The 12355-nt window shown below is 53.7% G+C and carries 5 protein-coding genes; 3 read left to right on the top strand and 2 right to left on the bottom strand.

Going from position 1 to position 12355, the window contains the following annotated elements; translation table 11 throughout:
* Positions 1-30 precede the first annotated feature (30 nt).
* The gene (locus AACZ64_RS03935; RefSeq protein WP_293615706.1) at positions 31-1236 is read left to right on the top strand and encodes an EAL domain-containing response regulator; all 1206 of its coding nucleotides are present in this window, start codon (positions 31-33) and stop codon (positions 1234-1236) included.
* Positions 1236-5198: a PAS domain S-box protein gene (locus AACZ64_RS03930; protein WP_293615707.1), complete on the top strand. Its 3963-nt coding sequence runs from the start codon at positions 1236-1238 to the stop codon at positions 5196-5198. The genes AACZ64_RS03935 and AACZ64_RS03930 overlap by 1 nt, the downstream gene beginning before the upstream one ends.
* A 36-nt stretch (positions 5199-5234) precedes the next feature.
* On the opposite strand, the gene AACZ64_RS03925 is transcribed toward AACZ64_RS03930, so the two are convergent.
* Both AACZ64_RS03925 and AACZ64_RS03920 read right to left on the bottom strand, forming a co-directional pair.
* Positions 5235-7334, bottom strand: a complete 2100-nt coding sequence (locus tag AACZ64_RS03925) for a sensor domain-containing diguanylate cyclase (protein WP_293615708.1) — start codon at positions 7332-7334, stop codon at positions 5235-5237.
* A gap of 17 nt (positions 7335-7351) precedes the next feature.
* Positions 7352-8023, bottom strand: a complete 672-nt coding sequence (locus AACZ64_RS03920; protein WP_293615709.1) for a biliverdin-producing heme oxygenase — start codon at positions 8021-8023, stop codon at positions 7352-7354.
* 314 nt (positions 8024-8337) lie between these two features.
* Between AACZ64_RS03920 and AACZ64_RS03915 the strand changes: the two genes are divergently transcribed.
* The gene (locus AACZ64_RS03915) at positions 8338-12339 is read left to right on the top strand and encodes a diguanylate cyclase (RefSeq protein ID WP_293615710.1); all 4002 of its coding nucleotides are present in this window, start codon (positions 8338-8340) and stop codon (positions 12337-12339) included.
* The last annotated feature ends 16 nt before the right edge of the window (positions 12340-12355 follow it).

Genomic DNA, 12355 nt, shown 5'->3' with positions numbered 1-12355 from the left:
AAACCTACAAATAATAATTAAGGTCTGGTAATGACATTAGGACCCCCCGATAAACGGCTCTTGGTACTCGATGATGATGCCGACGTCAGCTTTACCATCTGCACCATTGCCAAAGGTGCCGGTCACGATGCCCGCGCCACCACCAGTGCCGATGAGTTTCTTCACCTGGTTGCAGATTGGGCCCCTTCACACCTGATAGTTGATCTCGCGATGCCGGAAGTGGATGGTGTCGAGATACTGAAACGTCTGGCCGATATCGCCTTTGATGGCGTCGTGATCGTTGCCAGCGGTCTGGGTAACAGAGTACTGGAGGCTGCGGGTCGAGCCGCCGCAGAGAATGGTCTCAATGTCTCGGGGGTGCTGGGCAAACCCTTTACCCCCAATCGACTCCGCGAGCTGCTCAGCGACAAGACCCACCAGCCTCACCTCAAGGCTCCCGAAAACCGGCCACAGGAATTCCAGGTTACCCGGCAGACCCTCACCGCGGGCCTGGCTGAGCAGCAAATAGGCGTCTATTACCAGCCCAAAGTCTCCTGCGCCACAGAAAAATGTATAGGCTTTGAGGCGTTGGCCCGGTGGCACCACCCCGATATCGGCATCATCATGCCCGATCGCTTTATTCCACTGGCGGAAGAAACCGGTCTGATCGGCGAGCTGACCCAACAGGTATTTGGCCAAGCTCTTCGCTGGTTTGCCGAATCGTTTCGTGGCACCAATACCACCATCGCCCTGAACATGTCCGCCAGGGTGATAGCTGACGCCGGCCTATCCGAGTGGCTGATGACCCAGTGTCAGGTGCTGGGACTGAACCCTGAACAGATTATTCTTGAAATTACCGAAAGCAGTAGCATGGAAAATCCGATCATGATGCTGGAGTTTCTGACCCAGTTCCGCATCAAGGGTTTCAGCTTATCGATCGATGATTTCGGGGTGGGCTACTCATCCCTGATTCAGCTGGCCCGATTGCCGTTCTCGGAAATGAAAATTGACAAAATGTTTGTGATCTCGGCATCACAGTCCGAAGAATCCCAGAAAATTGCGGCGGCGATCGTCGGTCTGGCTAGAGCCTTGGGGCTGCTGGTGACCGCCGAAGGCGTGGAAGATCAGTGGACACTGTCCTTTCTCGCCGAGATGGGTTGCGACTCAGCTCAGGGGTATTTTATTGCACGCCCGATGTCACCGGACGACACCCTCTCGTGGCTGGCAAACCCGCCGGTAATTGACGGAGGCTGTTGATGCATATCCCGGAAGACATTCTCTTCGAATGTCACCCCGATCCGATGTGGATCTATGACAGGGAAACCCTGCGCTTCCTTGACGTAAACCATGCCGCCATCGCCAAATACGGCTATTCCCGCGACGAATTCCTCGCCATGACCATTGAGGATATTCGACCGACGGAAGATGTTGCCAAATTACACGAAAACCTCGCAAACCCGGCTGCAGGGTTTAATGACGCAGGTATCTGGCGCCACCGCCTCAAGTGCGGGGAAATTATTTCAGTGGCCATCACCGCGCACACCCTGGACCATGACGGCACAAAAGCCGAACTGGTCTCCGCCCGGGATGTCACCCAGTTACTGGCGCTGCAAGCAGATAAAGCCGACCATCTGAAGCGGGAGCAGGATTTGCGGCAGGAAGCCGAGACCTCGGCCAACCTGTTTCAATCCCTGTTCGAAGCGGCGCCCGGGCAATTTCTGGTCATGACCCCCGACGAATTCAGGATTGTCGCCGCCAGTGATGCCTATCTCAAGGCCACCGGTACCCGGCGGCAGGACATCAAGGGCCGTCGAATGTTCGATGTTTTCCCCGATGACCCCGACGACAGCAGGGCAGACGGGGTCCGGAATCTCCGGGCTTCGCTGGAACAGGTCAAAGAGACCGGCATGTCGGATATTCTGCCGGTTCAGCGCTACCCTATCCCTCGTCCGGAAGACCAGGGCGGCGGCTTCGCCGAACACTTCTGGAGTTGCGTGCACACCCCCCTTAAAGGGGCCGATGGTCAAATTATATTCATTATCCTCAGAACCGAGGATGTTACCGAGTTTGTCTACTCAGCTGAGGGTCGCCTGGCATCCCAGCGAGCCACTGACATGGAGGAGCACGACGAGGCTCGGTTGGAGCTGGACATCCTGCTGCGATCCCGCGAATTGAAAATGGCCAACAGTCGCCTGCAGGAACAGGAGGCCAGCCTGCGTACGGCCAAACGGTTACTGAAGCTGGGGATATGGAAACTCAATCTCGACAGCGATGTGCTCAGCTGGTCTGACGATATCTACGACATGTACGATATTGCTCCCGAGGACTTTGGCCACTGCTTCGATGCCTACCTGCAATTGATGCACCCGGATGACCGACAGGGTTTGGTAGACGAGCTGAACAGTTTTCTGGAAAAACCCGATACACCGTTGCAATTTCGCCACAGGATCCCCAAACCGGACGGCAGCATTATGTATGTTCAGGGCATGGGTGAGCTGGCCAATACTGCCGACGGACGAGTGCTCACCGGAGTGGTGCAGAATATTACCGATCAGGTTCTGGCCGACAACCGTCTGGCCGAGGCCACCAGCCTGCAACGGATTGCAGGACAGGCTGCCCGCCTGGGCGGCTGGCGTTTTGATCTTCAGACAAAAACCATAATGTGGTCAAAAGAGACCGCCGATATTCACGATGTCGGGCCGGACTTTCAACCCACACTGCAGCAAGCCATCAATTTTTACCTGCCGGAATACCGCAACCGCTTTCGACGCATCTTTGATGCCTGCGCAGAGCGAGGTGAGTCATTTAGCGAGGTGATGCCCAAGCATACGGCTACGGGCAGGCTGATCTGGGTGCGCAGCACCGGCGAAGCGGAATATGACGCGGACGGCCACATCTGTGCCGTGCGCGGTGCCTTTCAGGATATCACCGATCACATCAATGCCCGGGAGCAATCAAAGACACTATCGCAAAGACTGGAACAGACGCTGGAAAGTATGAGCGATGGCTTCTTCACCCTCGACAGGGACTTTAATTTCACCTTCGTCAACGACGAATTTTGCCGAGTCCTCAACAAACGCCGGGATGCGCTTATCGGCAACAATATCCGGCAATGCTTTCCGGCTGCTGCGAACTCCGCTTTCCGCATTGAGTATGAGGCTGCCCTTGCCACACAGACGACACGTACGTTTACCCAACATTACAGCGAACTGAATCTCTGGCTGCGGGTAAAAGCCTATCCTTCGATCGACGGACTCGCCATCTATTTTCAGGATGTCACCCAGGAACGGGCAAGGGAGCAACACCTGCGACTGCTGGAATCCGCCATCGCCCGACAGAATGACATTCTGCTGATCACAGAGGCAGAGCCCCTGGAGGAACCCGAGGGCCCGAGGATTATCTATGTCAACGATGCCTTCGAGCGGCACACCGGGTATAGCCGGGAGGAGGTCATCGGCAAAACACCGCGTTTCCTGCAGGGACCAAAAACCCAGCGGGCGGAACTGGATCGTATCCGGGAGGCACTCACCCACTGGCAACCGGTGCGATCTGAGCTGATCAACTACACCAAAAGTGGCGATGAATTCTGGCTGGAGGTGGATATTGTGCCACTGGCGGACGAAACCGGCAGGTTTACCCACTGGATTGCAGTAGAGCGGGATATTACTGACCGGAAAATGGCTGAGCAGGCTGTCAGGCAGAGTGACGAACGATTCCAACTGGTCTCCAGAGCTACCAACGATGTGATCTGGGACTGGGATCTGGTTGAGGACAGCCTGTGGTGGAACGAAAACCTGAAAACCATGTTCGGTCACGACCCCGCACAAATCAATCATGGCCTGGAGTTCTGGGTTGAACATATTCATCCGGATGATCGCAATGCCCTGCTCACAGAACTCTATGCCGTTTTTAACAGCGGTGGACTCACCTGGCAGGGTGAATACCGGTTTATCCATGCCAATGGCAAGGCGCAGTCCGTGGTGGATCGGGGCTTTATCACACGGGACTCAACAGGCAGAGCCATACGCATGGTCGGCAGCATGGTGGATGTCACCGAACTGCGGGAAATGGATGAACGACTGCGCCAGTCACAAAAGCTGGAAGCGGTCGGCCACCTCACCGGTGGCATTGCCCACGACTTCAACAATCTGCTCACGGTAATATTGGGCAACGCCGAATTCATGCAGGAGCAGCTCGGCGAGCAACCCGAACTGCAGCGGTTGGCAGAAATGTCTGTCACAGCGGCGGAGCGGGGAGCGGAGCTCACCAACCGTCTGTTGGCCTTTGCCCGTCGTCAGGCATTGCAACCCAGGCGGGTAAACATCAACAAACTGGTGGCCAACACCCTTGGGTTATTAAAGAGAGCCCTCAACGAAGATATTGAATTGACGTTTGCAGAAACCAAGGGACTCTGGCCCGCCGAAATTGATCCCGGCCAGCTGGAGGTGGCACTGCTCAATCTAGCCATCAATGCGCGTGATGCCATGCCAGAGGGTGGCAGGCTGATTATTGAAACAGCCAACACCCTGCTGGATGAGGCCTATGCACAGGATCAGATGGAAGTAACCACTGGAGACTATGTACAGGTATCGGTATCCGACAGCGGCACCGGTATGCCTGCCGATTTGGTCAGCCAGGCTTTCGATCCGTTTTTTACCACCAAGGCCATGGGAAAGGGCAGCGGGCTCGGTCTCAGCATGGTCTACGGCTTTGTCAAACAATCCGGTGGACATGCCAAAATTTACTCCGAGGTGGATGAGGGCACCACGATCAAACTTTTTTTTCCGCGAGCCAAGACAACAGACGATGTTGTCTATGAGACTCCCCGAGCTGTTGAGCCCGTCGGCGGCTCAGAGCATATTCTGGCGGTGGAGGATGACAATCAGGTGAGAACCTATGTCACTACCCTTCTTGAAAGCCTCGGTTATCGTGTCACCGCTGCTCGTTCCGGCGCAGAGGCGCTGGATGTCCTGGCAAAGCATCAGGACATTGACCTGTTATTTACCGATGTAGTGATGCCGGGCGGGATTAATGGTCGACAACTGAGCGAACAGGCACTGAACATCCTCCCCAACCTGAAAGTATTGTTCACCTCCGGCTACAGTGAAAATGCCATTATTCACAATGGCCGTCTGGATCGCGGCGTGCAGTTGATCAGCAAGCCCTATCATCGCGAGCAACTGGCGATCAAATTGCGCGAGATACTGGATCCAACCTGAACTCGCTGTCCCATGCGCCAGCTCAGTTCCTAACACTCAGTCTTTAACACAGTTGCGACCGCTGTTCTTGGCCCGGTACATGGCTTCATCAGCACGTGCCACCAGCGCCTTTCGGGTGTCCCCCTTGCGCCACTCGGCGACACCCACGCTGATGGTGACGCCGCCGAGCTCACCAAAATCGAGCGCTTCGACATGGGCACGCAACCGCTCCGCCAACTGGACACCATCGTCCAGTGTGCTGTTGGCCGCCAGCACAATAAATTCTTCACCACCCCAGCGCCCCAGATTATCGGAATCGCGCAGGCAGGCAGATGCCTCCTGAGCAATGATTTTGAGCACCCGATCACCCGCTTCGTGCCCATGCACATCATTGAAACGTTTGAAATTGTCGATATCAAATAACAGCACCACACAGGGCCGGGCATAGCGACGGGCAATAGCAACCTCTTTTTCCAGCTCCTGTTCAATCCGATAGCGGTTCCATGTATCTGTCAGGGAATCTGTGGTTGCCAGCGAGGCCAGATATTGATTGGTTTTGTGCAAACGCTCATTGAGCTGGTCAATCTGATGGATAAACATCGTGATTGAGATATTTTCCGACAACTCCCGCGCCAGCCTTATCTCGATCGCCCGCCAGGGCAAGCTGTGTCCGGCCACCTGCTCTGCCCAGCGAGTAAAAGACTTGCGGGGGCTGATAACCGCCCGGCCATCGACAATCACCGTTTTTGCCTCTGGTGAGCCGGCCCAGTAGCGCACCTGCTGCTGCTCTTCGCGAAAAAACAGCAGCCAGCCCGGCGGGGACACCGCTGTCAGCGGCAATGCTAACAAGCCGGCGTTGCCGGCGAGATCACCAACGTCCTCCATAATCGTCCGATTCAGGCAATCACTGCTCCAGGGCGCATTGCCGTGATGTTCGGCGGTGAGACGATCAACGACAAGGGACAACACGGGAAGTGCTGGCACATGCCCCGCATAACTGAACTTTTTCTGATACATCAGTGCCACACCACTGGCACCAAACAAGCGCATCCATTGCCTACCGTACTCATCGATAAGCTGGTTCGGCTTAACTATCTCCCCGGGATGATCCACAAGTAGCAAGCGATTCTCCAGCACCTGACTGGCATAGCGCGTATCTTTCCTCTCCTGTAGCAGGAACAGGCGTTGGGTTGCCATACGCACCAGAGTCAACGCGGCATCACGCAATGCGGGCGATAAAGGGGTGGGCTGACGGGCATGGCAGGCAACCAGTCCCCATAACCCGTCTTTGCTGTATATCGCTAACGACAGTGAAGCGCCCACGCCCATATTGACCAGATACGCCAGGTGAACCGGCGAAACCGCGCGCAGCATACCCGGTGACAGGTCCAGGGGCAGCTGCCCGGACGAGGGATCACAATGCAGCAATGGGACCGACTCGGCTGTTGCATCCGGGATACTGCGCACCGGATTGACACTGTAGAGTTTGCGAACCTGTTCCGGGACATCACTGGCCGGAAAGTGGTGACCGAGAAAACTGGCTGTCTTTTCTGAACAGTCTTCCGCAATCACGGTGCCATGCCAGTCGCGATCAAACTGGTACACCATAACCCGGTCGTGGCCGATTAACTGGCGAATCCCGCCCACCAGGGTATCAAGCAGCTCCTGCTGGGTTTCTGCCTCGGCAAGACGTGCCAGCCATTGATTGATTTTTGCCAGAATACGCCGCTGCCTGAGACGCGGCACCGGTTCGAGTTCAAGCACCATAGCGTGTTTGTGCCGCCAGGCGCTGAGCTGGAAGGCTTTCATAACGCCGTCCACTGACCAGCGGATTTCGTGAACCACCAGAGGCCTGTCCTCCGAAAGTGTATTCAGTTCATCAATGATTCCCTGGAAAGAGGGCCCACTTTCCAGTCGCGGGGATTGCTGCTCCAGCACGTCAAACAGGAAAGCACCCAAAACCGCATCAACAGGCAACCCCAGCACGGACTCGATATTGGCGCTGACCTGAACAATGCGATGATTTTGTTCATCGACACATAACAGGCAGCCCGCCGGCTGGATAGCCCCGGGGATATGCACAGGCTCACTGGCACAGCGCGCCAGGGCCTGATCCAATTGGAGAGAATCCAGTTGTGGAGAATTACGCGCGCTCAAATGCTTACCTCACGTCGTTAATGGCACTCTCTATTCAGGTAATAATCCAGATAACCGCCAAGACAACGAAACGTTTCAATGGCGGCTGCTACAGTCTCCCCGGCAGCGTGGGGGCGCCGGGATACTTGCGCGATAACCCGCTGCAACTTCGCCCACTCATTGTGCCGAAACAACTGAAAGTATTGGACACCATCAGACCCATTGAGTGCCGGTTTTTCCATTGGCAATTCGATCCCAGCCAACAAACGGGCCACCCGGGGAGCAATCACCCTGCCACCCTGGGTTGCACCTTCCAGCACATAGAGCACATAGAGCACACCTATGACACGATCTGATGACGATAAATCCGGCAGAGGAAGCAATGGCACCCGGTCGGTGTCCAGAGAGTGCCGATCGCCCGTCAATTGCTCTAAATCGGCCCTCAGCAATACCGACCTGGACAGGTAGCGATAACCTGACTCCTGACACTCGACCGGCAACGTCTCTTCCAGCAGAGGCTCAAGCTGTTGGTAGAAGGCGAGCAAAGCCGCCAAGACCTTCAGGTAATCCTGAAATTCCAGAGGATCACTGATCAGGGGCTGCAACAACGGATGTCGCTCCAGAATCGCGTGCTCGGTGCGGGTGCCCTCACGCAATCTGGCAAGCAATGTAGCCGGAGTCAGTTGGGTTGCTTGGCGCAAATTGCTCATTGATTTTCCTCTATCGTCAGACTAAAAACAGCCGAGGAAGTGGTCATGATAGGCTATTCAGACAAGTTTGGTAGGGGGCCGAAGCCAAGAAAAGTCTTCGACAACAAGACAGCAAAAACAGGGGGCAGTGATGTACACCACTTGCCCTACTCTAATTACGGATGAGGAAAACAGGTTCGAACTCGCGGCCTCAGCTTTAGTTTAAGCCTGACTCTCATTCGCATGATGAAACAAAAAAATCATGCTAGCCTTACACAGTATTCTAGATAAAAGCGCCGAAGCTAACAGCTAAGGTAGCTAGTTAAGAAGGGCACGTGGATAGTACAAAAGAACAAGAAGAGAACACGTCAAAAGAACCTGTAACCAAACTATTAAGCGCCGGCAGCATTAGTTTCCTGTACGGGATTGCAGCGTCATTATGGATACTGCTTTCCGGTTACCTTCTCGCCTATATCACAAGCGATCCGGAAAGACTCAACCAGCTCGAGCTAATAAAAGGGCTGGGGTTTGTCATTGTAACGACCATTTCCCTGTATTTCCTTCTAAGAAGTCAGGTATTGGAGATTTTCTCAACCACCACTCACAGTTTCACTCCCACAACCGGGCGGGGGACCCTGTTTATCATCGGCGCCCTGATACTCGTGGTGCCCGCGGTAGGATTTGGTATCCTGCGTCTCTCTCTACCACCACTGGAAAAAGCGGCCTTTTTTGACCTGGGAGCCGTTGCCAAACTGCAACTCAACAGCATTAAACAAAGAGATACCGACCGTCTACATAATCTGGCTCAAGTATCTGTCAACCCGGAGTTTATTGCCGATATTCGCGCTCTGAAAGAGGGCAATACGCCCAGGGCCAAAACCGCTATCAAGCAACGCTTCAAAGTCATGGCCACAACCTTCGGTTACGAGAATATCGGCCTGGTTGACCAAAATCTGCAGCCATTAGTAAACCTGAAATCGACCAATCTCATTACAAGAGAAATACGCGAGCAGGTTTTGAAAAATCCGGTAGAGAAACAGGCATCCAGTCAAATACTTTATCTCGACGAAGATAATCGGCAACTACGACAGAGTTTTATTCAACCGATCCTCTGGAATGGTGAAGCACCTCGCGTATTTGTTGTTGCCAACACACTCCCCGTAGAAGATATGTTAAAACCGGTCGACGACCTGCCGTATCTTTTTGAAACGCTGGAAATATTCCTGGTTCGTGCGGACAAGAATAACGCCGTCAGCGTCTATATCTCAGAAATGCCTGACAAAAACCCCGACGGGATAGTAATAAGACTGGGGGATGCGTTGGCAAACTCAATTGCAGCCCCATCGTCCACACGCGGTTCACTCAAGTCGGAAGACCATCAGGGCAAGGAGGTGTTGTCGGTCTACTTTCCGTTAACAAACGCCAAGTGGCTACTAGCGGCAAAAATAGACCATCAGGAAGCAATGGCACCAGCACAAACACTGGCAACCTGGGTCAGCACATTGGTTCTGTTTGTACTGCTCGCCGCTTTTGCTGTTTTGGTAGTGGTGTGGCGCCAGCAAAGACAACTTTTTCACTCAGCCATTCTTGACAGGGAGTCCAACGCCCGCAGCAGATTCCGGGAACAGGAAACGGTTTACCGGGATATGTTTGAGGCAAACCCGCACTCGATGTGGATAACCGACAATCAAACAATGGCATTCCTCGCCGTCAATACAGCCGCAATAAACTATTACGGTTATTCCCGCGAAGAATTCCTGTCAATGTCGGAGACAGATATTCAGAGCAGGCGGGTTAGCCACACGCACCTCTCTAAAAATACGCGCCATCACCGGAAAAAAGACGGTTCCGAGATATCGGTGGAAGTATCGTCCCGCCCCCTAAAATTTCAGAATAAAGATGCGCGTCTGGTGGTTGCCTATGACATCACGGAACGGGAGTACTTTCAGGAAAAACTGCGGGAATCGGAACGCTTCTCCCTCTCCATCATCGATTCGCTGGTGGGCCATATCTCCGTACTGGACGAAAGCGGTACTATTATTGCCACCAACAAAAGATGGCGCGATTTCAGCATCCGCGAGGGAGCCAACCTACGCGATACCGACAAAGGCGCAAACTACTTCGAGGTCTGTCAGCACGCTGCAACCTGGAACGAGGATGGAGATGCCGCAATCGTTATGAAAGGTCTGAAAATGTTAATGGCCGGCTCACTTCAGCATTTCCAACACGAATACCCCTGCCACTCTCCCACGGAAAAACGCTGGTTTTCGGTGCACTTTACCCGGTTTCAGCATAGCTACAGCACACGAATTGTGGCGTTTCATGAAAATATTACCTCTCGTCGGATGGCCGAAGAAAATCTACAGGCAATCAATCGCTACTACGCCGCTTTGAGCGCCATGAATGGTGCTATTATTCGCGCACGGGACCCCGATGACCTGATCAACGAGGTCTGCAAAATTGCCGTCACCCATAACGCTGAATTGAAGCTGGTCTGCACACGCAAACTGGAGAAAGGCGTCCTGGTATCTTCCAGTGCTTCTCACGGCCAGGCATCCCAATTAGTAAATGAAGCCTTTTTTGAATACAACGAACTAGAAGATATCGAGCACAGCGAAGAACCTTGTGCAGTGGCAATAAGCGAGGAGCGCCCCGTAGTCATAGAGGACATTGCCAATCACAAACAGTCTGCCCAGTGGGCCTCCTCTGCCCAAAAACATGGCCTGAAATCTGCGCTGTTGTGCCCCATTGTGAAACGGAACGATACCTGGGGCGTTCTGATGTTTTTCGCCGATCAAAAAAATTACTTCAGGAAAGAACTGGTGGATTTACTGACGGAGCTTACCGCCGACCTTGCCTACAGCCTTGACATGCTGGAGCTGGAACAAAAACGTCGCGAGATCGAAGCCCAGCTGCTTTTGAACGTAAAAATCATCGAATCCAGCAGAGAAGGTATCTTCATCACCGACAAAAATAACCATATCACCATGGTTAACCCATCGGTTTCCACAATCACCGGCTATGAGTCTGATGAACTCCTGGGGCAGAATCCCCGAATTCTCAGTTCCGGATACCAGACATTTAAATTTTATAAAGATTTTTGGTACAGGCTTCAACACACGGGGCACTGGGAGGGCGAAATCTGGGATCGACGCAAGGACGGCGAGGTCTTCCCCGCCTGGATGTCCGTGACACGGGTAGCCGACCCCACGTCTGATAACTACCATCATATTGCCATCTATCAGGATATTACCGAGCGGAAGAAACACGAAAGTCACGTTGAGCATATGGCAACTCACGACATCCTCACTGACCTGCCCAATCGGTCGATTCTGCAGGAACGCGCATCCCTGACAATTGCTCAAGCGGCACGCCATGACAATATCCTTGCACTGCTCTTTATCGATCTTGACCGCTTCAAGCTCATAAATGACACACTGGGCCACGAAATCGGCGATCAGGTTCTGAAGACTGTCGCCGCCCGCATCGCTGGCGTGCTGAGAGATTCCGATACTATCAGCCGTGTAGGGGGCGATGAATTTGTTACGGTGCTGAGCAACGTGCGCTCAAAGGAAGATGTGTCATTGGTGGCAAACAAGATTATTTACGAGGTGACGCAGCCCATTACTATCGAGCAGCACTCTCTCGTGGTCACTGCCAGTATCGGCATCGCTTTATATCCGGAGCACGGCCGCGATGTACAGGGTCTTATGCGCATCGCCGATATTGCCATGATGACAGCCAAACAGAGCGGGCAGGATCGATACCATTTTTATGCGGGGGAGATGGGAGCCGATGTCGGGGAACACCTGACAATACTGAACGCCTTGCGCTCTGCCACAGATAAAGGCGAGGTCTTTCTGGTCTATCAGCCACAAATCGACCTTCGCAATAAACACCTCGTTGGCATAGAAGCGCTGGTGCGCTGGCAACACCCGGATTTCGGGCTGGTCACTCCCGACCAATTTATTCCCCTCGCCGAGGATAGCGGCATCATTATATCGCTCGGCAAATGGATAATGAGAGAGGCTTGCCGCCAAACCCAGGACTGGCGTGTACGAGACATTCTGGATGTACCGGTATCCGTCAACGTCTCGGCCCTCCAGTTCCGCCAGGAGGATTTTGTTGAGCGCGTGCGTACCATTCTGGCTGAAACCGGCCTGCCAGCAAAAAACCTGGAATTGGAAGTTACTGAAAGCCTCTTGATCATCAACGTCAAGAACTCCCTTGAAAAAATCAAGGAGCTCCAGGAAATGGGAATATTCGTGGCGATTGACGACTTTGGTACCGGCTACTCCAGCGTAAGCTTCCCCGTCAAGTGGACAATTCAAAAGTAGAGTTTCTGACGGTTTG

Source organism: uncultured Porticoccus sp. (assembly GCF_963975625.1).
Classification (GTDB): domain Bacteria; phylum Pseudomonadota; class Gammaproteobacteria; order Pseudomonadales; family Porticoccaceae; genus Porticoccus.
This window is presented reverse-complemented; position numbering and strand designations above follow the sequence as displayed.

Excerpts from the sequence above, each read along its gene's own strand:
- AACZ64_RS03935 (WP_293615706.1), top strand. The coding sequence starts at position 31 with ATGACATTAGGACCCCCCGATAAACGGCTCTTGGTACTCGATGATGAT.
- AACZ64_RS03930 (WP_293615707.1), top strand. The coding sequence starts at position 1,236 with ATGCATATCCCGGAAGACATTCTCTTCGAATGTCACCCCGATCCGATG.
- AACZ64_RS03920 (WP_293615709.1), bottom strand. The coding sequence starts at position 8,023 with ATGAGCAATTTGCGCCAAGCAACCCAACTGACTCCGGCTACATTGCTT.